This window comes from Arthrobacter sp. UYCo732 (assembly GCF_040547265.1).
GTDB lineage: Bacteria > Actinomycetota > Actinomycetes > Actinomycetales > Micrococcaceae > Arthrobacter.
The window spans coordinates 69,428-93,726 of record NZ_JBEPPJ010000013.1 but is presented as its reverse complement, the minus strand read 5'-3'; the positions used below and the strand labels follow the sequence as shown (position 1 = coordinate 93,726).

Genomic DNA, 24,299 nt, shown 5'->3' with positions numbered 1-24,299 from the left:
GTTCCCGGATTGGCCGCCCCGGACCTACCGCACGGGCACAGTCCGGCCGCTGGAACCGCGCAGCACCAGCTCGGTCTCCACGCTCAGCGTGCCGGCCGGTTCGCCCCGCCCGTGCAGGAGGTCCAGGAGGCGTGTTGCGGCCCCCGCGCCGCACTCCCCCAGCGGTGAACGCACCGTGGTGAGCGGCGGCGTCGTGAAGTCCGCACCGAAGATGTCATCAAAGCCAACGATGCTGATCTGGTCAGGCACCGCAATGCCGGCTGCCTGGAGCTCCCGCATCAGTCCAATGGCAAGGAGGTCGTTATAGGTCAGCACCGCGGTGGCACCGCTGGCGCGGACTTCACGCGCCGTCTGGCGGCCGCCGTCGACCGTTGGCTTGCTCGATTCGAGCCGCACGGACTCGAGCCGGGCCCAGTCGCAGGCTGCCTGCACACCCTCCCAGCGGCGTTCCGACATCCACGATTCCGGCGGGCCGGCCACGTACGCAACCTTCTGGTGCCCGTTGGCGGCCAGGCTGCGGACCGCCTCGCTGATCCCCTTGTGGACGTCCGGAACAACGCACGGCACGCCCTCAACTTCCCGGTTGATGACCACCACGGGTTTGTCCCGGGCGAGGGCGCGGATGTTGTCGTCGTCCATGCGGGGGCTGGCCAGAATGAGTCCGTCCACTGTGGCCATCAGCCGGCGGGCCGCAATCAGTTCGGTTGCCGGGGACTCCGCCGATTCGGCGAGCACCAGGGTGTAATCGCGGTCAGTCGCGGTGGTCTGGGCACCGCGGATGATGTCGAAGAAGGTCGGGTTGGTGATGTCCGCGACGATCAGGCCGAAGGTGTTGGTCTTGCCGGTGGGCAGCGCCCGGGCGAACGGATTCACCTGGTAGTTCAGCTCAGCGGCGGCATCCTCGATGAGCTTCTGGGTTTTGGGGCTGACCCGGCCGGGCTTGCTGAGCGCCCGGGAAACCGTGGACGCGTTGACGCCTGCAACCCTGGCGACGTCGTAGATGGTGGCGCTGGATTTTCCATCCCGGCCATGTTTCTTGGACGGACCGGCAGGCGGGGCAGCATCCGGCGTTTTGGGTTCAGTCACTGGCCCATCTTAGCGATGAAAGCGCTTAACCACGCGTGCAGCTGTGGCCGTTTTGAGGTCCAAAACGGCCACAGCTGCGACGCAGTACGGCTACTTATTCAGGAGGTTAGGCGCGCTGCGGGAACTTGCCCTCTTCGGAGATGCGCTTGTTCAGCTCCGCGAGGAACTCGTCCTCATCGAAGTCCAGCCCAACTTCCTTGCCGGTCCAGGCGGAAAGGTGGATGGCGTTGGCCAGGCGCACGCCATTGATGCCGTCCGAGCCCGGAGCGAGCAGCGGGGTGCCATCCAGGATGTTGGCGGCGAAGTTCTCCAGCACGCCGGAGTGCTGGGCACCCCAGGCGGACTCGAACTCAATGACCTCGGTGGTGTAGTACTCCTCCGGGTTGAGCTCGCCCATAAAGAGCTTGCGGACATCGTCCATGTCCATGCCGTCGCTGAGCTCGCGCTCGGGCTTGTGCAGACGGGTGACCGTGGCGGTCTTGCTGCCTTCGACGACGATCTTGCCCTGGTCGCCCAGGATTTCGAAGCGATCGGTCCCGATCAGATCGTGGGTGGCGGTGACGAAGACGCCGGTGACACCGTCGCCGTAGTCCACCACAGCAGTCACTTCGTCTTCAACGGCGATGTCGCGGCGGAAGCCGAAGGCAACCTTGGAGTAGACGGACTTCGGCACGCCGCAGATCCACTGCCACAGGTCCAGCTGGTGTGGTGCCTGATTAACCAGGACGCCGCCGCCCTCGCCGCCCCAGGTTGCGCGCCATTCGCTGGAGTTGTAGTAGCCCTGCGGACGCCACCAGTTGGTGATGATCCAGTTGCTGCGGCGGATCTTGCCGATCTCGCCATTTTCGACGACCTCTTTGAGCTTCTTATACAGCGGGTTGTTGCGCTGGTTGAACATGATGCCAAAGGAAAGCTCCGGCTTGCTGGCAGCAAACTCGTTCAGTTCCTTAACCTGCTTGGTGTAGACGCCTGCCGGCTTCTCCACCAGGGCGTGGATGTTGCGCTTGAGGGTTTCGATGCCCATTTCAGGGTGCAGGAAGTGCGGTACACAGGTCACTACGGCGTCGACGTCGCCGCTTTCCAGCATGGCGATGTACTCGTCATAGAAGGGGACGTCCGGGTATGTGGCCGAGGCAACTTCCTTCTTGGCCGGATCGATGTCGCAGATGGCGCCGATTTCCATGTTGGGAACCTGCCCGTCCGTGATGAACTTTGCGTAGGCGCCGCCCTGCTGGCCCAGGCCGATAATGCCGAGGCGTACTTTCTTGCTCATGAATGAATCTCCGTATTCTGTGCTGAGTCTTGGAAGTTTCTAAAAGAGCTCGGACTGGCCCAGGGCAACCAGGTTGTCGTAGGAGGTCTGCAGCGCTTCCCAGACCGTCCGGCCGTAGAGCTCGTCCTGCTCCACCAGGAGGTACCCGGCCCCCGCAGCCTGCGCTGCCGGGATGATGGACGCGAAGTCCAGGTTGCCTTCGCCCACTTCAGCGAACTGGACCACGTCCTTGAATTCCCGCATGAAGCCCACGAAGTCCCCACTGTCCAGCAGACCGAATGCCTCTTCCGGCAGCGTCCCGATCCGGTAGTCCTTCAGGTGGACCATGGCCGTGCGGCCGGCGTACTTTTCCAGGGTGCGGACCGGGTCCAGGCCGCCGCGCTGTACCCAGTGCACATCGATTTCCATGCCCATGGCCGGGGAGTTCTCAGCGATAATGTCCAGCATGTACTCGCCGTCGAACTTCGCGAACTCGATGTGGTGGTTGTGGTAATACAGGCTCAGGCCCTGCTCCTGCAGCCGTTCGGCGTATTCGTTTGCCTGCTTGGCGAAGTCAATGACGGCGCCAATCGACTTCATGGCAGGAAAGGGCAGCATCCCGATGCGCAGCAGCTTCGAGTCCAGCTTCTTGGCGTCGTCCACGATCTTGTCGAAGTGTTCCGCCAGCGAATCGCCGGGCCGGCCCTTGGGGGTCTCCATGGCCACGGACAAAGCCGCAATGTCCATGCCCAGTTCGCTGCGGGACCGGTCCAGTTCAGCGACGTTTTCCGGCGTCATCGGGATCTGGGAGATCTCGACAGCATTGTAGCCGATGCTGCTGACCTTACGGAGCGTTTCGAACGCCCCGATTTCGGCGAAACTGTCCCTCAGCATCATTGCCTGTACGCCAATTTTGGCCACGATAATTCCTCCGTTGTTTTTGCTGTTGAATTAGTCCAGGCGCGGGCCCTAGGCGGGAACGCCGGCCTGTTCAGCCATCTGCCGCTGCTCTTCGAGCAGGCGGTGGCGGTCGGCGCGGCGCTTCTCCTGGCGGTCCGGGTCCGGGACCGGTGAAGCAAGGAGCAGCCGCTGGGTGTAGGGGTGTTCGGGGCTGCGGGTGACAACCTCAGCCGGCCCCTGCTCCACGATTTCTCCACGGTACATCACGGCCACACGGTGGCTGATGTGACGGACCACGTCCAGGTCGTGGGAGACAAACAAGTAGGAGACGCCGGTGTCCTTCTGGATCTGCAGGAAGAGATCCAGCACCACGGCCTGGGTGGAGAGGTCCAGCGCACTGACCGGCTCATCGCAGACAATCAGCTTCGGTGAGAGGGCCAGGGCCCGGGCAATGGCCACGCGTTGGCGCTGGCCACCGCTGAACTCGCGCGGCAGACGGGTGATGGCGTCTGCAGGCAGGCCCACCTGGTCGAGCAGTTCCTTAACACGCTTCTTTGCCGCTGCCTGCTCCATGCCCTGGACCCCCAGGGGTTCAGCGAGGATATCGCCGATCTCCAGGGAAGGGTTCAGGGAGGTGTAGGGGTCCTGGAAGACAACCTGCAGATCACGGCTGAGTGCCCGGCGTTCCTTGCGGTTGGCGTGGCTGATGTCCTTGCCATCAAAGGTGATGACGCCTTCGGTAACCGGAGCAAGCCCCAGCACGGCCCGGCCCAGCGTCGTCTTGCCCGAGCCGGACTCCCCCACCAGTCCCAGGGTCTCCCCGGGCTTGATGGAAATGTTGATGTCCGTCAGGGCACGGAAAGGCTTGGCCCGGAACTTCTTGCTCGGGTACTCAACCACAAGTGAGTCCACTGTCAGCAGGTTGCCGTCGGTGTTCTGCGCCGGCTTTGCCGCTCCCCGGCGGTTCTGGGCTGTGCTCACTGTGCTGCCTCCGTGCCCGATTTGACGAGCATAGTCAGGGGTTCCTTGCCCTCCAGCATGGAGCCCAGGAGTTTCTGTGTGTAGGGGTCGGACGGATTGCGCAGGATATCGCGCACCGTTCCCTCTTCGACCAGGCGGCCGTTCTGCATGACCACCACGCGGTCGCAGAGGTCCGAGACAACACCGAAGTTGTGCGTCACCAGGATGACGCCAACGTTAAGCCTGCGCTGCAGATCGCGGATGAGGTCCAGGACATCCGCCTGGACAGTGACGTCCAGGGCCGTGGTGGGCTCGTCCGCAATGATCAGGTCAGGCTCACAGCTGATGGCGCCGGCAATGAGGACGCGCTGGGCCATGCCACCGGAGACTTCGTGCGGGTAGGCCTTGAACGTCCGGTCCGGGTTCAGAATTCCAACGTCGGCGAGCAGCTTCATGGCCCGCTTGGTGGCCTCTGCCTTGGAGATGCCCAGCACGCGCACCATCGGGGTTACCAACTGGGAGCCTATGGTGAAGGCCGGATCCAGGTTGGACATCGGCTCTTGCGGAATGTAGGAGATGCGCTTCCCGCGCAGCGGCGACAGCCTGCCCTGGTTGACCCGCTCATCGCCGGGAGCCACGGTGTAGTTGCCGTCGAACTGGATGCTGCCGCCCACAATGCGGGCGTTGCCCGGCAGCAGGCCAAGGATGGAGAAGGCCGTCTGGGACTTGCCCGAGCCGGATTCGCCCACGATGCCCAGGACTTCGCCCCGGTCCACGTGGAAGGAGACGTCGTCCACGACCTTCTTGATGGAACCGTCGGCCTGCGGGTAGCCAACGCCCAGGTGCGAAACCTTGACCAGATGATGTTCGGTGCCCAATTCCACAGCAGCGACTGACTTGCGGTTGGCGCGGGTGGCGGGCACCGCCGTCGTGCGGTCCGTTGCTGTGCCAGCTGCCGCCGGCAGCTTCCTGGGGGCCTTGACCTTGGCAGCATCTTCCAATGCGTCCCGGACCGCGTTGCCCAGCAGGACCAACGCACCAATGGTCAGGCCGATAGCCAGCGCGGGCCAGAGCAAAAGCATGGGATTAAGGTAGACGTTTTTGAAGCCTTCATTGAGCATTACGCCCCAGGTGGCTACCGAAGGATCGCCCAAGCCCAAGAATTCCAGGCCCGATTGGATGGCAATGGCAACACCGCACACCATGGACGTCTGAATGATGATCGGCGCACGGATTACCGAGAAAATGTGGCGGGAGATGATGGCAGCGTCGCTGAGGCCTGCAACCCGTGCAGCGTCAACATAGAGCTCGTTGCGGACCGCGTGGACTGAGGTCCGGGTCAGGCGGTAGTAGCCGGGGCTGATCAGGATGCCGAAGGAAATCATGGAGATCCAGACCGACGGGCCGAAGGCGGCCCGGACCGTGAGCAGGACGATGATGCCGGGAAGGCTCATCAAAATGTTGACCACCCAGTTCGCCGTGGAGTCGAACTTGCCGCCGTAGTAACCGGCAATCAATCCGGCGGGGAGGCCAATGCCCACCGCGACGGCGGCGCAGAGGAGTGCGGAGAGCAGTGTGGTGCGGGCGCCAAAGACGAGCCTGCTCCACACATCACGGCCCACACTGTCGGTACCCAGGAGGTTGACGGCGTCGGGCTGGGCCAGGGTCTTGCCGATGTTGGCAAGATTCTGTTCGAAGGGAGCCAGCACATTGGCCAGCACCGCCAACAGGACCACGACAGCCAAGACGGCAACTGCCACGATGCCCATCGGGTTCTTGAGCACGCGCTTGATGGGGTGGGAACGGACCACCGTGCCGGTCTGCCCGGTCAAAGCCGGCGTCAGTTGGATTGGCTCGCTCATGAGACACGCACCTTGGGATTGAGCCAACCGTTGATGAGGTCCACCAGCAGATTGACGATGACGACGATAACGACGGTGTAGAGGACAACACCCATGACCAGCGGAATATCTCCGGTGGTGGTCGATTGGACGGCCAGGGCACCCATGCCGGGCAGGGCGAAGATCTGCTCGATGATGACCACACCGCCGAGCATGCCGATGAACTGCAGGCTCAGCACAGTCAGGCCAGCGGGGGCAGCGCTGCGCAGCACGTGTCTAAAGAGGATTTCGCGTTCGCTGATGCCGCGGCTGCGCAAGGTACGCACATAATCCTTTTCCAGCTGCTTGATCACGGCGCTGCGGATCTGTTGTGCGCCTCCCGTCACGCCATTGATCAGCAGCGCGATCACCGGCAGTGTCAGGGATGCGACCCAAGCCGAGGAGCCGGCATCCGGTGCGATGGAGCTGGTGGCAGGGAACAGTTTGAGCTGGATGGCAAAGATGGTGACCAGGATGATGGCCAGTACGAAGCCGGGGATGGCATCGCCAACGACGGCGGCCGTTTGGACCACGCGGTCAATCCAACCGCGCTTGACGGCGGCCGCCATACCCAGGACGGTGGCGAAGACGGCGATCAGCACAATGGCCACCATCATCAGGGTCAGGGTGAGAGGAAGTCGCGTCGAAATGGCCTGGCCCACGCCCTCCGACGTAAACCACGAGGTGCCGAGGTCGCCGGCGATGGCATGGGAAGCCCAGGCGAAGAAGCGCGGCAAGAGCGGCTGGTCGAGGCCCAGCTCGATCTCTTTGGCCTGCACCTGCTCCTGGCTGGCGAATTCGCCCAGAATGTTGCGGGCTATGTTCGCAGACGAAAAGTAGAGCAGGAAGTATGTGAGGAAGGAAATGGCGGCCAGCACAACAATGCCTGCGGCAATTTTTCGAAGAATGAACGTAACCATTACTCGCTCCAGTGGGAGTACGTCAGAAAAGTGGGACAGCCGGGGAGCAGGAGGCCCGCTCCCCGGCGGATCGCGTGGCTACTTCGCCGGTGCGTAGTTGTAGATGGACGGTATGGCCTGCTGCAGCTGAGGCGTCACGGTGATCTTCTTGTTGGTGTAGTACATCTGGTTGAGGCGGAACATCGGGACGAACCAGGCATTTTCGGTAACGTACTGGTTGACCTTCTTGGCCAGCTCGGTGCTGTTGGCGCCACCGTTCTGGACGTCCTTGATCATCGCGGACAGTTCAGGGGTTTGGGACTTGAACGGGTTGTACAGCGCGGTGGTGGAGATCATCTGGTTGATGGCAACCCACGGCTCGCCCTGGTAGAGCTGGAACGTGGTTCCGGCGTACTTACCGCTGGCGATATCGGACACGAAATTGGCCGGCGGAACTGTTTCGGGCACCAGGGTGATGCCGATGTCGGCCAGCTGCTGCTTAAAGACTGCGTTGATCCCCTCAAAGGCGGAGACGGACGGAATCTTCAGGGTGAAGCCATTTGCGAAGCCGGCCTCGGCCAGTAGGGACTTGGCCTTGGCCGGGTCGTAGGGGTACATATTGTCCAGAGCCGGCACATAGGCGCCGCTTTCCGGGCCAAAGACCTGGTTGGTCACGGTGCCCTGGCCCAGGAGCTGCTGCTCCAGGACGGTTTTGCGGTCAAAGGCGTAGTTGATGGCCTGGCGGACCTTGACGTTGGCCAGCTCCGGGTTGATGCTGCCGTCGCGGTCGAGAAGCAGGATGCCCTCCCAGTCAACCTGGCTCTTGTTCAGCACCATCCCTGAACCCTCGGCCTGCTTGCCCGTCTTGGGATCCAAAAGTGCGCCGTCGATCTGGCCGGAGACAAGCGCGTTGGTGCGGGCCGTCAGGTCCACAAGATATTTGATGGTGATCTTGTCGAACTTCTGCAGGTCTTTGTTCCAGTAACCCTCACGCTTCGTGAACACGTACTGGGAACCCTTGACAGTGTTCTTCGTGTCCAGCACGTAGGGTCCGGACCCTACGGGGCCGGTCTTGATGCCGTCCGTGCCGATCGCCTTCGGGCTGGCTACCAGACCAGCGGCCTGTGTCAGGTAATAGGTGAATGCCGGGTCAGGTGCGGTGAGCGTGATGGCCACCGTGGCCGGATCCACCACGGCAACGCTCTTCAGCGAGGCGGCCTGGTAGGCATCCTGGCCCTTGGCGTCCTTGAAGTGATCCAGGTTGGCTTTGGCCGCTGCGGCGTCGAACTTGGTGCCATCACTAAAGGTGACGTCCGTGCGCAGGCCCAGGGTCAGCACGGTGTTGTCCGCGTTGTATTCCCACTTGGTGGCCAGCATCGGGGAGAGCTTTCCGTCCGGTGCCCGCTGAATCAGCGTGTCATAGGCCGACTGGTAGAACGGCATCGTGTGGCCAATGTGGGCATCGATGGGGTCGAACGACTTCAAGTCAGCGACGCTGCCCAGGGTGAGGCTGGTGGGGCCGGAAGCAGCCCCGCCGGTGCTGCCAGCGGTAGTGCCGCCACCGCAAGCAGTCAGCGCGAGCGAAGCGCTGAGGATAAGGGCGGCTGCTGCCGCCTTGGGACCTAACTTCATTGTTGGCTCCTGAATCTGTGGAACGTGAGAAATACGAATCCGACCGGTGTGGCGTGCGCCACACCGACCTTGCGAGAATCAGAGTACGCATGATTGCCAACTTTGGCAACCGATTGTCAAAATCTTTGCAACATTAGATTCAGACGTTCATGAATGAACCGTTCAAACGCCTACAACCGGTTGCCCTGTTTGTTTAAGAAACCGATTCCACGGCACTCTGGTAGCTCTGCCGGTAGATTTCCTTGACGATCCGCAACGATTTCTCCGCCTCGGCGGCGTCTATCCAGAAGGCTCCGGAATCGCCAAGCCGGGCATAGAAGTCGCCGATGAGCAGCTCATGCGAGACGCCCCAGTAGGCTCGCCCGCCGGACTCCACCACACGCTCGGGCACCACTTCCACGCGGCCATCCGCATACGTGACGGTCAAGTCGCCCCGCAGGCTAAGCGCGGCTTTCTCCGTGATGATGTCCAGGGTCACCGGCGCGTTCACTGCATTGGCCAGGGTGGCGTAAAAAGCGCTGCGAACCCCGTTAGCGTGCTCCGCCACGAATTCCGCAGTGTCTTCCACCTCAATGGTTTCGCCCAGGAACCTAGTGGCCGCGTTGCCGGACAACGACACGACGTCCCCCACCAGCCATTGCAGCAGGTCAACGGTGTGGATGGCCTGGTTCATCATGAGCCCGCCGCCACCGCCCGCCCAGGTGCCACGCCAGGGCCGGCTGCGGTAGTAGTCAGCATCGCGGTGCCACACCACAGTGGCCGAAGCCCCCATTACCGCGCCCAGCTCACGGGAGGACAGCAGTGCGTGCATGGCCTGGGCGGTGGAGTTGTAGCGGTTCTGAAAGCAGACGGCGATCTTCGCAGTGGAGGCTTTTGCAGCTTCCACCAACCGGCGACCCTCCTCCAAGGTGTGCGCCAGCGGCTTTTCCACAATGACGTTCACGCCACGCTCAAGGCAGTCCGCCGCAATCGAAGCATGCGTGTTGTGTGGCGTGGTGATGTGGACTACGTCCGGACCGATGGCTTCGATGAGGCTGGCGTGGTCCGCGAACCCCGGAACACCAAAGGCGGCCACGGCGGCTGCCAGGCGGCCGGGGTCCGTGTCACAGACCCCGGCCAGCCGGGCGCCGTCGAGCTTTCCGATGGCCTCGAAGTGGACAGCCGAGACGTCGCCGCAGCCAATGACCGCGGCCTTGAGTCCCGTCACGAGAGTTCAATTCCGTTCTTGGCCGCAAGCGACGCAAAGGCACGGGCGGCGGTGCCGAAGGCAACCGGGCCGGAGAAGCCGCCGAGTTCGTGGTGGCTGGCCAGGTGCGGTTCGAGGGAAGCGAAGCCTGCATAGCCGTCAGCCTTCAGCGCGGCGATGGTGGCATCCAGTTCGCCGTCACCTTCGCCGGAGGGCACAACCTCGCCCGTGGCCATGATGGCGTCCTTGACCTGCAGGTATTCGAGGTAGGGGCGGAGCATGGCGTAGCCCTCGGTATAGGGCCGGACGCCCACCTGAACGAAGTTGGCGTTGTCCCACGCGGCGCGCAGGGCCGGGGAATCAACGGACTCCATGATGTCCAGGACGCGCTGCGGAGTATCGCCGTAGATATCCTTTTCGTTTTCGTGCAGCAGTACGACGCCGGCGCTTTCGGCTTCGGCGGCCAGTGCCCGCATGCGGGTAATAACGTCGTCGCGGATATCTTCCGGGGTCTGCGCTTCACTCCGGTAGAAGGAGAAGATTCGGATGTACTTGGTATCCAGGCCCTTGGCCACGGAGATGATCTGACGGAGGCGCTCCACCTCGTGCTCCAGTGGCAGAGTGATGTCCACCTTGCCGATGGGGCTTGCCACGGCCGAGACACTCAGGCCCTTCGCATCGAGGATTCCCTTGAGTTCGGACACCTGATCCGGGGTCAGCTCAGAGACGTTCACGCCCCACGCACTGCGGACCTCGATGTAGCTCGCGCCCAGGGCCAGCATGACGGCGGCCTGCACTGCCGGGTCCGGATCCACTTCGTCGCCGAAGCCTGAAAGTTGCCAGACGGTTTTCGTTGCGTCAGTAGCCGTTTCGGTCACGGGGATCTCCTTAGGGTTTGCCCGCGACGGGACAGCCTTGGTGCCGCTCCGGCGCGCGGGTGACGTACTTCACAAAGTTCTGCACTAAGTCTAGATGTCCGCAGAAACGATGACAACCGATTGCCAAATGTTGACATCTTGTGGCAACCTAGGAGCATCAGGGCTGTGGCTATCCGCACAGTGCCCGTATTGTCCCGTTCAGAGAGGAACGCTATGGCGATGCAAGCAGCCGGAACAGAGCGTCCTGCCACAATCCATGACATCGCCGCCATGTGCGGGGTGGCCGCGTCCACCGTTTCCCGTGCGCTGTCCACTCCGGACCGGGTCAACATCCGCACCCGTGCACGCATCGAAGCAGCGGCCGCCGAGCTGAATTACACCCCGAACAGCCAGGCCAAGGCCCTGAGTTCGGGCCGCACCGGTGCCGTGGGCGTCCTCGTTCCTGACATTACCAACCCGTTCTACTTTGACCTGATCAGGGGAACACAGCTTCAGCTGAAGGCAGCCGGCTACACCCAGTTGCTTGTAGACACGGAAGAATCGGACGAGGTTGAGGCCAGCAGCATGGAGCAGCTGCGCAAGAGCGCTGACGGCATCATCGTCACGGCGTCCAGGCTCAGCGACGAGGCGTTGCTCGCAGCAGCTGCGAAGATTCCGATTGTCACCATCAATCGCGACGTCGCCGGTGTGCCCGCCGTGGTGATCGACACTCCGTCGGCCACCAGCCAGGCGCTGGACCACCTGATTTCGCTCGGCCATACGCACATCGCTTACATGGCCGGGCCCCTCACTTCACAGTCGAGTACCCTGCGCTGGAATGCGCTGGCGGCGGCGGCCGAAGACCGCGGCGTGGAGGTGCGCAGGCTGGGCCCGTTCGCCCCCAAGAAGCAATCCGGTGCCGCCGCAGCTGACGCGGCCGTGCACTCCGGCGTGACCGCCTGCATTGCCTTCAACGACCTGATCGCCATCGGCATGCTCCAGCGGCTGCGCGAGCGCAGCATCCGGGTCCCGGAGGACATGAGCGTGGTGGGGTGCGACGACATCTTTGGTGCGGACTTCTGCAACCCTCCGCTGACTACCATGGCGTCCCCGATCGAGCAGGCCGGCCGCGTGGCCGTGTCCATGCTGCTGGCCCAGCTCAACCCGCTGGCCGGCGGCGGCAGCCGCAGCCGCTCCCTGATGCCCACGCACCTCACGGTCCGCGGGTCCACCGGACCGGCACCTACCGCTTCGTGAGGCGAGGCGCTTAGTGAGTCCTATCGCTCTGCGGGCCGAAAGCTCTGTGCGTCATCGCCCGGCAGACACGCGCCGTCTCCGGAGGGACACAGTTGAGCGTTGTTGACACCGCTGGCTAGGCTGGATCACATGCGCGAACTCCAGGCCACCATCATCGAAGAAATGGGCGTGCAGCCCCGGATCGACCCCCTAGGGGAGGTGCGCAAACGCGTGGATTTCCTTAAGGATTACCTCCGGGCAACCCAGACCAAGGGCTATGTCCTGGGTATCTCGGGCGGACTGGACTCCTCCCTCGCCGGACGGCTGGCACAACTGGCCGTGGAGGAACTCGAGGCCGAGGGCATGGACGCAAATTTTGTTGCCGTCCGCCTTCCGTACGGCGTCCAGCATGACGAAGACGACGCGCAGGCTGCAATGGACTTCATCCAGGCCAAGACCGAGTGGACGTTCAACATTTCCGCCGCCGTAGATGGCTTCGAGGACGAGTTCGAGAAGACCGTGGGCGCCGAAATCTCCGATTTCCATAAGGGAAACACCAAAGCCCGCACGAGGATGATCGCCCAGTACGCCCTGGCCGGTGAACACAATTACCTGGTGATCGGCACGGACCACGGCGCAGAGTCCGTCACGGGGTTCTTCACCAAGTTCGGCGACGGCGGCGCGGACATCCTGCCGCTGTTCGGCCTGAACAAGCGGCAAAACCGGGAGCTCCTGGCCGAGCTGGGTGCCCCCGCCCGTGTCTGGGAGAAGGTGCCCACCGCGGACCTCCTGGATGGCAAGCCGGGACGCACCGACGAGGACGAACTCGGCCTGAGCTATGACCAGATCGACGACTACCTCGAAGGCAGGGACATCCCCGAAGCCTCGGCCGCGCTGATCGAGCAGAAGTACGTCCGCACCCGCCACAAGCGCACCGTCCCGGTGACCATCTTCGACACGTGGTGGAAGTAGGCAGAACTCCCAACGCGCCGAATCCCTGCCGTCGGCCGGCACCCTTTTCGCTGAGGTTCAGAGCGAACCGGTCCACGTCCATATGGCCCCGCTCAAAGTCGTCGTGCCAGGCGTTAGCCAGGTTCCAGACGCGGCCGGCGAGCGTGATCGACACGTCCTCGTCGGTTCCTGCCTAGGAAACGTCCGCGGTGGAGACGCGCACTTCGAGGGTGTTGGTGAGGCCGCGGTCAAAGATGCAGCCTGTCCAGGTGCGCGAATCGTCCTCAAGCCACCGGTTGATGCTGGGCTGGTCGCAGATGCCCGTCCCCTGGTGCCAGACTTTGACGCCCTTATAAACCAGTCCCGAAAGCGCCGAAGGACATCATTCCGGTTCCCGGATACGGGAACAACGGCGCACTGGTGTACGTTGCAATCTCGTCAGCTACGAACATCAAAAAACAGAAATGAGAATCACCAAAGTGGCAACCGACTACGACGAAGTCCGTTCCGACGTTAAGGAATCCCAGGACCGTTCCTTGGAGGCATTGCAGTCTGCGAACGCGCCGGATGCCCGCAGCGTGGTCAGCGAGCTGGATGCGGCCGACGCCCTTGATGAGGGCCTGACCCCGGGGGGAGAAATTGTCACTGAGGAGCTCATCGTTCAGGTCATTCCCCAGGCCGCGGACGAGTTCACCTGCTATTCCTGTTTCTTGGTACGGCACCGGTCCCAACTCGCGCGAGAGAGCAGCGGCAACTCATATTGCATCGAGTGCGAGGGCTAGGCGGACGCCTCCTGCGACGTGAGCCCTCGACGGGGGTAGCCCATCCGGACACCCACGTCTGGCCCGACCTTCCGTACCCTTGGAAGTCCTAGTATATTGCAGGGTGGGACAGATCATAGGGCCGTTGTTGGCCTCAGCAATGTCAGGAGGCACCGTGGGCAGCCCGCTTCCTCGCGACCCGATCGCCGAGGCACGGCACAACTGGGAACGCCACGGCTGGGGCGACGTCGCTGCTCCCATGGCCGCCATCACGGCGATCATGCGGACCCAGCAGATCCTGCTGGCGAGGATTGAAACAGTCCTCAAGCCACTCGGCCTGACGTTCGCACGCTACGAGCTGCTGGCGCTGCTGAGCTTCGCCCGCAGCGGCGCGCTGCCCATGAACAAGGCCAGCGCGCTGCTGCAGGTGCACCCCACCTCGGTGACAAACGCCGTAGACCGCCTGGAGCATGCCGGGCTCGTGGCCCGGTCCCCGCACCCCACGGACGGACGGACCACCCTGATCGAGCTCACCGCTGAGGGCCGCACCCTGGCGAAACGCGCAACGGCGGCGCTTAACGCCGAGGTGTTCGGCAAGTCCGGTTTCGCGGACGACGACGTGGAGCACCTGCTCCGGGTCCTGGGCGATTTCCGCAAGGCCGCCGGCGACTTCACCGACTAAACGGTGGTCAGCGGTGCTTGAAGTCCGGCTGGCGCTTCTCGGTGAACGCGGCCATGCCTTCCTTCTGGTCCTCCGTGGCGAACAAGGAGTGGAACAGCCGGCGTTCTAACTGGACGCCCTGCGTCAGGCCCAGCTCAAAGGCGGCGTTCACGGCTTCCTTGGCCATCATGGCGGCCGGCTTCGACTTGGCAGCGATCACCTCGGCGACTTTCAGGGCCTCCTCCACCACGGAGGCTGCGGGCACCACGCGTGAGACGAGTCCCGCCCGCTCCGCCTCGGCAGCATCCATCATCCGCCCGGTGAGCACCATGTCCATGGCCTTGGCCTTGCCAACGGCGCGGGTTAGCCGCTGCGAACCGCCCATGCCCGGGATGACGCCGAGGTTGATCTCCGGCTGGCCGAACTTCGCATTGTCCCCGGCGATGATGACATCGCACATCATGGCCAGCTCGCAGCCACCGCCCAGGGCGAAGCCGGACACCGCGGCCACCACCGGGATCCGCAGCCGCGTGAGGTTTTCCCAGCCGCGGAACCAGTCCTCCGCGTACATATCCATGTAGCCCTTGGAGGACATTTCCTTGATGTCCGCTCCGGCGGCGAAGGCCTTCTCCGAGCCCGTGATCACCACGGCGCCCACCGCGGGGTCGGCGTCCATGGCGGTGGTGGCTGCCACAACCTCCTCCATGGTGGCCTTGTTCAGGGCATTGAGTGCCTGCGGCCGGTTGAGGGTCACCAGACCCACCCGGCCACGATGTTCCACCAGAATATTTTCGTACTGCTGCGCCAAGCCGTGCCCCTTTTATGTGTAGGTGAAGTGGGTAGAAGTGCCAACGCTACGTTACCGATTTGTCCCGGATGTCAGTGATGATGCCCGAGAAATCCCGTCCCGCGCCGCCGCCCGCGGCGAATTCGTCGTAAATCTTCGACGCCAGCGGCCCCAGCTGGGCCGCGACGCCGGTGCCTTCCAGCGCGTTGAGGGCGAGCCGCAGGTCCTTGGCCATCAGCGCGCCCGCGAAGCCCGGCTGGTAATTGCGGTTGGCTGGGCTGGTGGGCACGGGCCCGGGAACGGGACAGTTGGTGGTCAGCGCCCAGCACTGGCCAGAGGCGTTGGCGGCCACGTCGAACAGCGCCTGGTGCGTCAGGCCGAGCTTCTCGCCCAGCACAAACGCCTCGCTAACAGCGATCATGGAGACGCCCAGGATCATGTTGTTGCAGACCTTGGCAGCCTGGCCTGCGCCGTGGTCCCCGCAGTGAACCACGCGCTTTCCCATCAGCTCGAGGAGGGGTTTCACGGCTTCGAAGTCTTCGGGCAAGGCGCCCACCATAAACGTCAGTGTGCCGGCCTCGGCGCCCACCACTCCGCCCGAAACGGGCGCATCCACAGAGCGGTGCCCGGCCTCGACCGCGATCGCGGCGGCCTCGCGGGCCTCCTCCACGTTGATGGTGGAGCAGTCCAGGAACAGGGTGTCGGGTGCCGCCACCGACAACAGTCCGGGCTTGCCGTCCACACCGCGGTAGGCGTCCAGGACGTGCTGTCCGCTCGGCAGCATGGTGAGTACCACTGCGGCGCCAGCCAGCGCTTCCGCCGCGGAACCGGCCATGGGAACGCCCTGTGCTTTGGCCGCCTCAACGGCCGCCGGCACGGGATCAAACCCCACCACACCATGCCCGGCCTTGATCAGGTTGGCCGCCATGGGACCGCCCATGTGGCCCAGCCCCAGGAAGGCGATGGCACCGGCGGCTGCGTTCTCAGACATGGTCTGACTCCTTTGAGGGAAGGTGGAGTTCACGGTCGCCCAGCGGCTCGAAGTAGCGCTCGACGTCGGCCGCGGTCACTTCCGCGAGGGAAGCGGGCTTCCACTGCGGGTTGCGGTCCTTGTCCACCACCTGGGCGCGGATGCCTTCGCGGAAGTCCGCCCCTGCCAGGGAGCGCAGCCCCACCCGGTACTCCTGCGCCAGCGCTTCCTCAAGCGAATGTCCGCGCACGCGCCGCAGCGATGCGAGCGTGAGCTTTACGGCGGTTGGCGACTTTGCCTCGATGGTGGCGGCAGCGTCCGCCGCTTCCCCGTCGGCGGACCGGAGGCGGCGGAGAATCTCTTCCGCGTCGTCGGCGGCATAGGCGGCATCAATCCACCCGCGCTGCGCCTCCAGCGTCGAGGCCGGCGGCTCCTGCACAAAGCGCCCGACGGCGGCATCCGCCGTCGAGCTTTCCAGCGCTTCCGCCAGCGCGGGGAGGTTTTCGGACGGCACAAAGCGGTCCGCGAGCCCCAGGAACAGGGCGTCAGCGCCGCTCAGGTGGGCGCCGGTGAGGGCCGCGTGCGTGCCCGACTCCCCCGGTGACCGGGACAGCAGGAGGGTGCCGCCGACGTCGGGCACAAAACCGATGGTGGTTTCGGGCATGCCCATCCGGGTACGTTCGGTGACGACCCGGACCGAACCGTGCGCGGAAATCCCCACGCCGCCGCCGAGGACCAGTCCGTCCATAAACGCAACATATGGCTTCGGGTACTCGGAGATCAGCAGGTTCAGCCGGTACTCCTCCGCCCAGAACTCGGCCGTGGCCTGGCCTCCGTCGAGCATGTCCCGGTAGATGGCAACGATGTCGCCGCCGGCGCACAGGCCACGCTCGCCCGCGCCGCGGACCAGCACCGCGGCGACGGCGTCGTCGTCGGCCCACTGCGTGAGCTGGTCCAGCATGGCGGAGGCCATGCCCGCCGTGAGCGCGTTGACAGCCTTGGGCCGGTTCAGGATGACGATCCCAAGGTGCCCGCGGCGCTCGAACAGGACCTCTGTGGCGGACTCGGTGTTCTCCGGTATCCCCTGCGCCGCCATCAGCTTCCTTCCGGCATGATGAAGCTGCTGCCGGAACGGATGCCCGAGGGCCAGCGGGTGGTGACCGTTTTGGTCTTGGTGTAGAAGCGGAACGCGTCCGCGCCGTGCTGGTTGAGGTCCCCGAAGCCGGAGGCTTTCCAGCCGCCAAACGTGTAATACGCGATCGGCACCGGGATGGGGACGTTGATGCCCACCATGCCCACTTCCACGCAGCTGGCGAAGTCACGGGCGGCATCTCCGTCGCGGGTGAAGATCGCCACGCCGTTGCCGAATTCGTGCTCGGAACAGAGACTCAGGGCCTCGTCGTAGTCTTCGGCGCGGAGCACGCTCAACACCGGTCCGAAGATCTCCTCCCGGTAGATCTTCATGTCCTTCGTGACGTTGTCGAAGAGCGTCGGGCCAATCCAGAAGCCGCCATCGTAGCCGTCCACGGCGAGGCCGCGTCCATCAGCCACGAGCGTTGCGCCTTCGTCCACGCCGGACTGGATGTAGCCTTCGATCCTGTCCTTGGCGGATGCGGCCACCACGGGCCCGAAGTCTGAATCCTTGTCCAGGCTGTGGCCTACCCTCAGGCCCTTGACGCGCTCCGTCAGCTTGGCCACCAGGGCGTCCGCCGTCTCCTGGCCGACCGGCACTGCGACGGAGATGGCCATGCAGCGTTCGCCGGCGGAGCCGTACCCGGCACCGATCAGGGCATCGGCCGCCATCTCGAGGTCGGCGTCGGGCATGATCACCATGTGGTTCTTCGCGCCGCCGAAACATTGGGCGCGCTTCCCGTGCGCCGCCGCAGTGGCATAGATGTACTGGGCTATCGGGGTGGAGCCCACAAAGCCGATGGCCTTCACCCTGGGGTCCTCGAGCAGTGCATCAACGGCTTCCTTGTCCCCGTTGACCACGTTGAAGACGCCGTCGGGAAGGCCGGCTTCGCTGTACAGTTCGGCGAGCCGGAGCGGCACCGAAGGGTCGCGCTCCGACGGTTTGAGGATAAAGGCGTTGCCGGCGGCGAGCGCCGGGCCGGACTTCCACAGCGGGATCATGGCCGGGAAGTTGAACGGTGTGATGCCGGCCACCACGCCCAGTGGCTGGCGCAGCGAATGGACGTCGATGCCCTGCCCGGCGCTGTCCGAAAACTCGCCTTTGAGGAGGTGCGGGGCGTTGGCCGAAAACTCCACCACTTCGACGCCACGCTGGATATCACCCTTGGCATCCGGGAAGGTCTTGCCATGCTCCGAGGAAAGCAGCGTGGCCAGTTCGTCCATGTTCTCATTGACGAGGTCCACAAACTTGAGCAGGATCCGGCCCCGGCGCTGCGGGTTCATGGCCGCCCACTCAAGCTGGCCTTTCTCGGCATTCGCGACGGCGTTGGCCACCTCTTCCTTGCTGGCCAGCGGCAGCCTGGCCTGCACCTTGCCCGTGCAGGGGTCGAAGACATCGCTGAACCGCCCGGATGTGCCATCAACCCGCTGGCCGCCGACGTAGTGTGAAAGCTCGTGCACCATCGAATGCTCCTTTGCCTGTGGTCATCCCTGAACCCGAATCTACTCGGACTTCCTACTAATTTCTAGGGGCGTCCTTGCCGATGTTCCCGGCATCAAACGGGCGAGGTTGCCCGCTCGGCCGGCAGCCTGGCGCTCATCCGGTGGGCTTCCTCCATGAGCAGTTTGCCCAGGAGTTCCTGCCGTTCCGGACGGAACCTCGGCTCGATTCCGGTGAGCGACAGGGCTCCCACCGGCCGGCCCAGTTGATCGAACACGGCGGCCCCCATTCCCCAGCTGCCCTCCAGGACCAGACCCGGGTTCACGGCAAAGCCATGCAGCCTGGTCCGCCCAAGGTTGCTGCGGACCACGTCCTCGCGGTGTCCTGTTGCGAACATTCCGGCGTGCTGATCCCAGCCGGAAAGGATGGCCTCCTGTTCCTCCTCCGGCAGGAACGACATAATCGCGGTCCCGGCCGAGGCCACGCCGAGCGGGAAGCGGACTCCTTCGTGCAGGACGAAAGAGCGCACCGGGAAGCTGCCTTCTTCCCGCATCACGCAGACCGTTTCCTGGCCGCGGCGGATGGAATAGAAGGCACTCTCCCCGGTCTCCTCAGCCAAGCGGCGCAGGCTGGGCCGGGCGATGTCCTCAAACGGGAACCTTGCCGCTGCCACCGATCCCAAAAGGAAAATCTCCGGGCCGAGGATCCAATTGCCGGTCCGGGCATCGTGGTCAAGGAGGCCCTCTGCGGCAAGGGATGCCAGCAGCCGGTGAACGGTGGGCCTGGTCAGCCCGGACTCCCGAACCAGCCCGGCAATGGAACTGCCCTCCGGCTTCCGGCCGACAAGCCGCAGCAGCGATGCCACCCGGCCCACCACCTGCGCCCCTTGGACTGGATTTGTCATTTTGGCCTCCAGAGAAGAAATCCTCCACAATGTGGACACCCTAAAGCCTAGCGTCCACGCTGTGAAACATATGCGTGGCCCCGATGAGCGGACCATTGACCCTACGCTGAGAGCCCCTTAGGCTCCTTCATCAGGCCCGCTGTCCACAAAGTGGATAACTCACCGGCTCTGACCGCTCGATGACGAGGAGATGGAATGTCCAAGCTGAAATCCAATGCCGCCGCTGCCCTGCAGGATCTGCTTCGGGACGGCATGACCCTCGCCGTCGGCGGCTTCGGCCTGAGCGGTATCCCTGCGGACCTCATCGAGGCCGTCCGCGATTCCGGCGTTAAGGACCTGACGGTCGTATCCAACAATATGGGCGTGGACGGCAAAGGCCTAGGCATCCTGATCGAGGCCGGCCAGGTCCGCAAGGTCATTGCTTCCTACGTCGGTGAGAACAAACTCTTCGCCGAGCAGTACCTCGCCGGGAAACTCAAGGTGGAGTTCACCCCACAGGGCACCCTCGCCGAGCGCCTCCGCGCCGGCGGCGCTGGCATCCCCGCGTTCTACACCAAAACCGGTGTGGGCACCCTTGTGGCTGAAGGCAAGCCGCTGGCGGAGTTCGACGGCGAAACGTACGTCCAGGAGCGCGCCATCCGCGCCGACGTCGCACTGGTCCACGCGCACACCGCGGATACGGACGGGAACCTGATCTACCGCTACACGGCCCGCAACTTCAACCCCGTGGTGGCCACCGCCGGCGCCGTGACCATCGCGGAGGCGGAAGTCATCCTGGCGCCGGGCGAACTCGAACCCAACCACATCGTCACCCCGGGCGTCTACGTCCAGCACTTGGTCCAGGCGAGCGACCGGGTCAAGGACATCGAACAGCGCACCGTCCGCTCCCGCGCCGCGGCAGCAGCCCCCGTCTGAACCCCTGGCGCTGAACCGCGCTTTCTGCGCCTCCGCGAACCACACCAAGCACGCACACTTTGAAACCCCAAGGAGAAACCCATGGCCTGGACCAGGGATGAAATGGCTGCGATCGCGGCCGAGGAACTGAACGACGGCGACTACGTGAACCTGGGCATCGGCATCCCCACACTGGTGGCCAACAACCTGCCCGACGGCGTCCGCGTAGTCCTGCAAAGCGAAAACGGCCTGCTCGGCATGGGTCCTTTCCCGTATGAGGGCGAGGAAGACGCCGACCTCATCAACGCCGGCAAGCAGACCGTCACCGTGCTCGATGGCGGCAGCATCTTCGACTCCGCCACGTCCTTCGGGATGATCCGCGGCGGCCACGTCAAGGTGGCCATCCTCGGCGCCATGCAGGTCTCCGGCAACGGCGACCTCGCCAACTGGACCATCCCCGGCAAGATAGTCAAGGGCATGGGTGGCGCCATGGACCTCGTCGCCGGTACCCCGCGCGTGGTGGTGCTGACCGAACACAACGCCAAGGACGGCACCGCCAAGATCGTCACCGAGTGCACGCTGCCGCTCACCGGGCTGAACTGCGTGGACCGGATCATCAGCGACCTCGCTGTGTTTGACCTGGTGAAGCACGAACCCGAAGCAGGCGGCGGGGCATCCGGCGCTGGGCGGCAGCTTAGACTCACCCGCGTCGCCCCGGGAGTCACCGTGGCAGAGATCCGGGAAAAGACGGAGGCAGCCTTTACGGTGGCCCTGGACGAACCCGGCATCGAAGAAACTGCCCTCGAAGGAGCCACGGCATGAGCCTGCAGGAGCAGTTCGGCAAGGATGTCCTGCTCACCGGCTGGGGCCACAGCCGGTTCGGCAAACTCACGGACGAGACCCTCGAGTCCCTGATCGTCCTGGTGGCCACCGAAGCCATCAGCAACGCCGGGATCGAGGCGGGCCAGATCGACGAGATCTACCTGGGGCAGTTCAACTCCGGCATGATGCCCCTGGCGTTCCCGTCCTCCCTGGCCCTGCAGGTCTGCCCGGACCTGGCCAACGTCCCGGCCACCCGGGTGGAAAACGCGTGCGCCTCCGGATCCGCCGCGTTCCAGCAGGGCACCAAATCCCTCCTCGCCGGTACGGCCAAGACGGTCCTGGTGATCGGGGCAGAGAAGATGACCCATGCCGGCGCCGACGTGGTGGGCGCTGCCCTGCTGGGTGCCGACTACGACATGGCCGGCCAGAGATCCACCACCGGTTTCACGGGCCTGTTCGCCGACGTCGCCAGGCACTACGAAAAGCGCTACGGATCAGTCTCCGACGTCCTCGGCACCATCGCGGCAAAGAACCACCGCAACGGCGTGGACAACCCCTACGCCCAGCTCCGCAAGGACCTCGGCGAGGAATTCTGCCGCACCGTCTCGGACAAGAACCCCATGGTCGCCGATCCCCTGCGCCGCACCGACTGCTCCCCCGTGTCCGACGGCGCCGCCGCCGTCGTGCTCTCCAGCTCACCAACCGGCGGGGCCACAGCGCCGGTCCGGCTCGCCGGCTTCGGCCACGCGAATGACTTTTTTCCTGCCGAACGCCGGGACCCCACGGCTTTCGCGGCCACCCGCGCGTCCTGGCAGCGCGCACTGGCGATGGCCGGCGTCGGGCTCGAAGACCTCGATTTCGCCGAAGTCCACGACTGCTTCACCATCGCCGAGCTGCTGATGTATGAGGCGATGGGCCTGACCAAACCCGGCCAGGGCGCAAATGCCGTGACCGAGGGCTGGGTGTTCAAGGACGGCAAGCTGCCCATCAATGTCTCCGGCGGACTCAAAGCCAAAGGCCACCCCGTAGGCGCCACCGGAGTCTCCCAGCACGTCATCGCCGCCATGCAGCTCACCGGCACCGCAGGCGACATGCAACTCGCCAACCCCCGCCGCGCCGCAGTGCAAAACATGGGCGGCGTCGGCATCGCCAACTACGTCAGCGTCCTCGAGACCGTCTAAAAAGCAACGCGGGGTCAGATAAGGCCGTTTCCGGACGGATTAATGGGCCGTATCTGACCCCGCGTTGCAGTCAAAGTGCCGGTCAACCATGCCTTGAAGACCAGATATGCGCGCCAAAAAGATGGACCAACGCCCCGCCGTCAAGCTGCTTTCACGGCCGTCAGTTGCGTTTCCGCACGTTACAGCCGGAATAGTTAGTGACCGCAGCTATTGCACGCCCACCTCTCACCCCCTAGGTTTGAGAGAGCGGACCACAGGCTCCGCGTCTGCCTGCCGTCCGAGCAGGACCAGAAAAGGGTTACAAAGGAAGTTAGCAATGGCAACAGGCACAGTTAAATGGTTCAACGCTGAAAAGGGCTTTGGCTTCATCGCTCCGGACGACGGGTCCGCCGATGTTTTCGCGCACTATTCCGCAATCGCCAGCAGCGGCTACCGCTCGCTGGATGAGAACCAGAAGGTCGAATTCGATGTGACCCAAGGTCCCAAGGGCCCGCAGGCAGAGAACATCCGCCCGCTTTAAGGTTCTGATTAACTGCCCTGACCGTGCTGCGAAGCACGGTCAGGGCAGTTTTTTGTTAAGCGACTTTCCATCACTTTGATGAGATCGGAAGCGGCCGTCAGACGAATGCCGATTTCCCGGTTACTGCCCGGCCCACAATCAGCGAATTGATTTCGTAGCTGCCCTCATAGGTATAAAGTATTTCCGCGTCGCCAAACAGCTTGCCCATTTCGTAATCCGCGCTGATCCCGTTGCCGCCCAGCAGCGACCTGCCCATGGCCACCGAGGAACGAGCCAGTCGGGTGCAGGTGGATTTCGCCATGGCAGCCTGCACCATTTCCAGCTTTCCGTCCGTTTGGATCCGGGCGAGCTGCGCCATCAGTGCCAGTGAAGCGGACGCGTTGCCCAGGATTTCCGCCAACTGCTGCTGGACCAGCTGGAAGCGCGCCAGCTCCTTGCCGAATTGCCGGCGTTCCAGTGAGTAGGCACGGGCGATGTCGAACGCGGCCAGCTGGATACCAGCACCTTGCCATCCCACCCAGGCGCGGGAATCCCGCAGGAGGTCGTTGGCTTTAGCGAAGTCCGTGGCGCCCGGCAGCATGTTGGACGCCGGAATCCTGACGTTGTCCAGCACAATGTCGGCGTTCTGCATGATCCGCAGGCCGATCTTATTGGCAATCTTGGTGGCCCGGTAACCGGGCCGCTCAGTCTCCACAATGAAGCCCTTGATCTGCCCGTCCGCCTGGTCGCGGGCCCACACCAGCGCAAAGTCCGCGATGGTGCCGGCACCGATCCAGCGTTTGGCGCCGTTGATCACCCACTCGCCGCCGTCCAGCCGCGCGGAGGTTTCAAGCCCGCCGGCGATGTCCGAGCCGTGCTCCGGTTCCGTCAGGGCAAAGGCGCCCAATTGGTTGAACGCGGCCAGGCCGGGCAGCCACCGCTGCTTCTGTTCCTCAGAGCCCAGGGCGTCAATCATGCCCACAATCAGTTCATTGTGGATTCCCACGAGGGCGGACAGCGATACATCGGCTCTGGCCACTTCGACATACATCAAGCCCTTGAAGAGCTTCGACGTGCCATCGGTCTGCAAAATCCCGAGCCCACGCTTGCCCATCTCCGCCAGCAGCCCAAAAGGGAATTCCTCGCGGTTCCAGTAGTCGATGGACGCCGGCCGCACCATAGACTGCAGGAACGACCGGATGTCCAGGTACCGCTCGCGTTCGACGGCCGGAAGGAGGTCCACGATGTACATCAGATCGGCATCGGGAAATGGCGGGGGGCCTGTCACGTCATGCTCACGTCCTTGCGACTGCACAGTCTGCGTCCCTTCAGTCTTCCAAACCCTTGGATGTCCTAGTATATTGCACATGGCTGGCTATCAGTGATGTGCATCACGCGGTGAAAGGTGT

At 64.0% G+C, this 24,299-nt stretch carries 23 protein-coding genes; 8 read left to right on the top strand and 15 right to left on the bottom strand.

The features are described from left to right. Positions 1 to 24 precede the first annotated feature (24 nt). From ABIB45_RS15830 to ABIB45_RS15790, 9 genes are all read right to left on the bottom strand, one after another. Complete coding sequence (locus ABIB45_RS15830) at positions 25 to 1,086, bottom strand: LacI family DNA-binding transcriptional regulator (protein WP_354216785.1); 1,062 nt, start codon at positions 1,084 to 1,086, stop codon at positions 25 to 27. A 106-nt stretch (positions 1,087 to 1,192) separates the two neighbouring features. Further along, positions 1,193 to 2,359, bottom strand: coding sequence for a Gfo/Idh/MocA family protein (locus tag ABIB45_RS15825; RefSeq protein ID WP_354216783.1), 1,167 nt, complete (start codon positions 2,357 to 2,359; stop codon positions 1,193 to 1,195). 39 nt (positions 2,360 to 2,398) lie between these two features. Beyond that, positions 2,399 to 3,259 carry a sugar phosphate isomerase/epimerase family protein gene (locus ABIB45_RS15820; protein WP_354216782.1) on the bottom strand — a complete coding sequence of 287 codons (861 nt, stop codon included), beginning with the start codon at positions 3,257 to 3,259 and terminating at the stop codon, positions 2,399 to 2,401. A gap of 48 nt (positions 3,260 to 3,307) precedes the next feature. Further along, entirely contained in the window at positions 3,308 to 4,219 is a 912-nt protein-coding gene (locus tag ABIB45_RS15815) for an ATP-binding cassette domain-containing protein (protein WP_354216781.1), read from the bottom strand. Then, positions 4,216 to 6,060, bottom strand: coding sequence for a dipeptide/oligopeptide/nickel ABC transporter permease/ATP-binding protein (locus tag ABIB45_RS15810; protein WP_354216780.1), 1,845 nt, complete (start codon positions 6,058 to 6,060; stop codon positions 4,216 to 4,218). The genes ABIB45_RS15815 and ABIB45_RS15810 overlap by 4 nt, the downstream gene beginning before the upstream one ends. Beyond that, positions 6,057 to 6,998, bottom strand: coding sequence for an ABC transporter permease (locus ABIB45_RS15805; protein ID WP_354216779.1), 942 nt, complete (start codon positions 6,996 to 6,998; stop codon positions 6,057 to 6,059). Before ABIB45_RS15805 ends, ABIB45_RS15810 begins: the two co-directional genes overlap by 4 nt. A gap of 78 nt (positions 6,999 to 7,076) precedes the next feature. After that, positions 7,077 to 8,609, bottom strand: coding sequence for an ABC transporter substrate-binding protein (locus tag ABIB45_RS15800; RefSeq protein ID WP_354216778.1), 1,533 nt, complete (start codon positions 8,607 to 8,609; stop codon positions 7,077 to 7,079). 193 nt (positions 8,610 to 8,802) lie between these two features. Next, the gene (locus ABIB45_RS15795) at positions 8,803 to 9,816 is read right to left on the bottom strand and encodes a Gfo/Idh/MocA family protein (RefSeq protein WP_354216777.1); all 1,014 of its coding nucleotides are present in this window, start codon (positions 9,814 to 9,816) and stop codon (positions 8,803 to 8,805) included. After that, complete coding sequence (locus ABIB45_RS15790) at positions 9,813 to 10,673, bottom strand: sugar phosphate isomerase/epimerase family protein (protein WP_354216776.1); 861 nt, start codon at positions 10,671 to 10,673, stop codon at positions 9,813 to 9,815. Before ABIB45_RS15790 ends, ABIB45_RS15795 begins: the two co-directional genes overlap by 4 nt. Positions 10,674 to 10,892: 219 nt before the next feature. Here ABIB45_RS15790 and ABIB45_RS15785 point away from each other — a divergent pair, with 219 nt between their 5' ends. The 4 genes from ABIB45_RS15785 (at position 10,893) to ABIB45_RS15770 (ending at position 14,282) form a co-directional block, all read left to right on the top strand. Further along, entirely contained in the window at positions 10,893 to 11,909 is a 1,017-nt protein-coding gene (locus ABIB45_RS15785) for a LacI family DNA-binding transcriptional regulator (protein ID WP_354216811.1), read from the top strand. Between the two features lie 129 nt (positions 11,910 to 12,038). After that, positions 12,039 to 12,860 (top strand): NAD(+) synthase, encoded by an 822-nt coding sequence (gene nadE, locus ABIB45_RS15780; protein ID WP_354216775.1) that lies wholly within the window; start codon positions 12,039 to 12,041, stop codon positions 12,858 to 12,860. A gap of 458 nt (positions 12,861 to 13,318) precedes the next feature. Beyond that, on the top strand, positions 13,319 to 13,621 hold the full coding sequence (locus tag ABIB45_RS15775) for a DUF4193 domain-containing protein (protein ID WP_354216810.1): 303 nt from the start codon (positions 13,319 to 13,321) through the stop codon (positions 13,619 to 13,621). Between the two features lie 154 nt (positions 13,622 to 13,775). Then, a complete protein-coding gene (locus tag ABIB45_RS15770; RefSeq protein ID WP_354216774.1) occupies positions 13,776 to 14,282 on the top strand; it encodes a MarR family winged helix-turn-helix transcriptional regulator in 507 nt (168 codons plus the stop codon). Positions 14,283 to 14,289: 7 nt separating this feature from the next. On the opposite strand, the gene ABIB45_RS15765 is transcribed toward ABIB45_RS15770, so the two are convergent. The 5 genes from ABIB45_RS15765 to ABIB45_RS15745 form a co-directional block, all read right to left on the bottom strand. After that, complete coding sequence (locus ABIB45_RS15765) at positions 14,290 to 15,069, bottom strand: enoyl-CoA hydratase (RefSeq protein ID WP_354216773.1); 780 nt, start codon at positions 15,067 to 15,069, stop codon at positions 14,290 to 14,292. A gap of 46 nt (positions 15,070 to 15,115) precedes the next feature. Beyond that, positions 15,116 to 16,039: a 3-hydroxyisobutyrate dehydrogenase gene (mmsB, locus tag ABIB45_RS15760; RefSeq protein WP_354216772.1), complete on the bottom strand. Its 924-nt coding sequence runs from the start codon at positions 16,037 to 16,039 to the stop codon at positions 15,116 to 15,118. Then, entirely contained in the window at positions 16,032 to 17,114 is a 1,083-nt protein-coding gene (locus ABIB45_RS15755) for an enoyl-CoA hydratase/isomerase family protein (RefSeq protein WP_354216771.1), read from the bottom strand. Before ABIB45_RS15755 ends, mmsB begins: the two co-directional genes overlap by 8 nt. After that, positions 17,114 to 18,613 carry a CoA-acylating methylmalonate-semialdehyde dehydrogenase gene (locus ABIB45_RS15750; RefSeq protein ID WP_354216770.1) on the bottom strand — a complete coding sequence of 500 codons (1,500 nt, stop codon included), beginning with the start codon at positions 18,611 to 18,613 and terminating at the stop codon, positions 17,114 to 17,116. Before ABIB45_RS15750 ends, ABIB45_RS15755 begins: the two co-directional genes overlap by 1 nt. 92 nt (positions 18,614 to 18,705) lie before the next feature. Further along, positions 18,706 to 19,494 (bottom strand): IclR family transcriptional regulator, encoded by a 789-nt coding sequence (locus tag ABIB45_RS15745; RefSeq protein ID WP_354216769.1) that lies wholly within the window; start codon positions 19,492 to 19,494, stop codon positions 18,706 to 18,708. A gap of 195 nt (positions 19,495 to 19,689) precedes the next feature. On the opposite strand from ABIB45_RS15745, the gene ABIB45_RS15740 reads away from it, so the two are divergent. The 4 genes from ABIB45_RS15740 (at position 19,690) to ABIB45_RS15725 (ending at position 22,911) form a co-directional block, all read left to right on the top strand. Beyond that, positions 19,690 to 20,409, top strand: coding sequence for a CoA transferase subunit A (locus tag ABIB45_RS15740; RefSeq protein WP_354216768.1), 720 nt, complete (start codon positions 19,690 to 19,692; stop codon positions 20,407 to 20,409). An 81-nt stretch (positions 20,410 to 20,490) separates the two neighbouring features. Then, the gene (locus ABIB45_RS15735) at positions 20,491 to 21,210 is read left to right on the top strand and encodes a 3-oxoacid CoA-transferase subunit B (RefSeq protein ID WP_354216767.1); all 720 of its coding nucleotides are present in this window, start codon (positions 20,491 to 20,493) and stop codon (positions 21,208 to 21,210) included. Continuing rightward, positions 21,207 to 22,391, top strand: coding sequence for an acetyl-CoA acetyltransferase (locus ABIB45_RS15730; RefSeq protein WP_354216766.1), 1,185 nt, complete (start codon positions 21,207 to 21,209; stop codon positions 22,389 to 22,391). The genes ABIB45_RS15735 and ABIB45_RS15730 overlap by 4 nt, the downstream gene beginning before the upstream one ends. Positions 22,392 to 22,707: 316 nt before the next feature. Further along, positions 22,708 to 22,911, top strand: coding sequence for a cold-shock protein (locus tag ABIB45_RS15725; protein WP_013599688.1), 204 nt, complete (start codon positions 22,708 to 22,710; stop codon positions 22,909 to 22,911). Between the two features lie 97 nt (positions 22,912 to 23,008). On the opposite strand, the gene ABIB45_RS15720 is transcribed toward ABIB45_RS15725, so the two are convergent. Beyond that, positions 23,009 to 24,142, bottom strand: coding sequence for an acyl-CoA dehydrogenase family protein (locus ABIB45_RS15720; protein ID WP_354216809.1), 1,134 nt, complete (start codon positions 24,140 to 24,142; stop codon positions 23,009 to 23,011). Positions 24,143 to 24,299: the final 157 nt, after the last annotated feature.

Excerpts from the sequence above, each read along its gene's own strand:
- mmsB (WP_354216772.1), bottom strand. The coding sequence starts at position 16,039 with ATGTCTGAGAACGCAGCCGCCGGTGCCATCGCCTTCCTGGGGCTGGGC.
- ABIB45_RS15720 (WP_354216809.1), bottom strand. The coding sequence starts at position 24,142 with ATGTACATCGTGGACCTCCTTCCGGCCGTCGAACGCGAGCGGTACCTG.
- ABIB45_RS15745 (WP_354216769.1), bottom strand. The coding sequence starts at position 19,494 with ATGACAAATCCAGTCCAAGGGGCGCAGGTGGTGGGCCGGGTGGCATCG.
- ABIB45_RS15735 (WP_354216767.1), top strand. The coding sequence starts at position 20,491 with ATGGCCTGGACCAGGGATGAAATGGCTGCGATCGCGGCCGAGGAACTG.
- ABIB45_RS15800 (WP_354216778.1), bottom strand. The coding sequence starts at position 8,609 with ATGAAGTTAGGTCCCAAGGCGGCAGCAGCCGCCCTTATCCTCAGCGCT.
- ABIB45_RS15730 (WP_354216766.1), top strand. The coding sequence starts at position 21,207 with ATGAGCCTGCAGGAGCAGTTCGGCAAGGATGTCCTGCTCACCGGCTGG.
- ABIB45_RS15740 (WP_354216768.1), top strand. The coding sequence starts at position 19,690 with ATGTCCAAGCTGAAATCCAATGCCGCCGCTGCCCTGCAGGATCTGCTT.
- ABIB45_RS15725 (WP_013599688.1), top strand. The coding sequence starts at position 22,708 with ATGGCAACAGGCACAGTTAAATGGTTCAACGCTGAAAAGGGCTTTGGC.
- nadE (WP_354216775.1), top strand. The coding sequence starts at position 12,039 with ATGCGCGAACTCCAGGCCACCATCATCGAAGAAATGGGCGTGCAGCCC.
- ABIB45_RS15785 (WP_354216811.1), top strand. The coding sequence starts at position 10,893 with ATGCAAGCAGCCGGAACAGAGCGTCCTGCCACAATCCATGACATCGCC.
- ABIB45_RS15805 (WP_354216779.1), bottom strand. The coding sequence starts at position 6,998 with ATGGTTACGTTCATTCTTCGAAAAATTGCCGCAGGCATTGTTGTGCTG.
- ABIB45_RS15750 (WP_354216770.1), bottom strand. The coding sequence starts at position 18,613 with ATGGTGCACGAGCTTTCACACTACGTCGGCGGCCAGCGGGTTGATGGC.
- ABIB45_RS15755 (WP_354216771.1), bottom strand. The coding sequence starts at position 17,114 with ATGGCGGCGCAGGGGATACCGGAGAACACCGAGTCCGCCACAGAGGTC.
- ABIB45_RS15825 (WP_354216783.1), bottom strand. The coding sequence starts at position 2,359 with ATGAGCAAGAAAGTACGCCTCGGCATTATCGGCCTGGGCCAGCAGGGC.
- ABIB45_RS15810 (WP_354216780.1), bottom strand. The coding sequence starts at position 6,060 with ATGAGCGAGCCAATCCAACTGACGCCGGCTTTGACCGGGCAGACCGGC.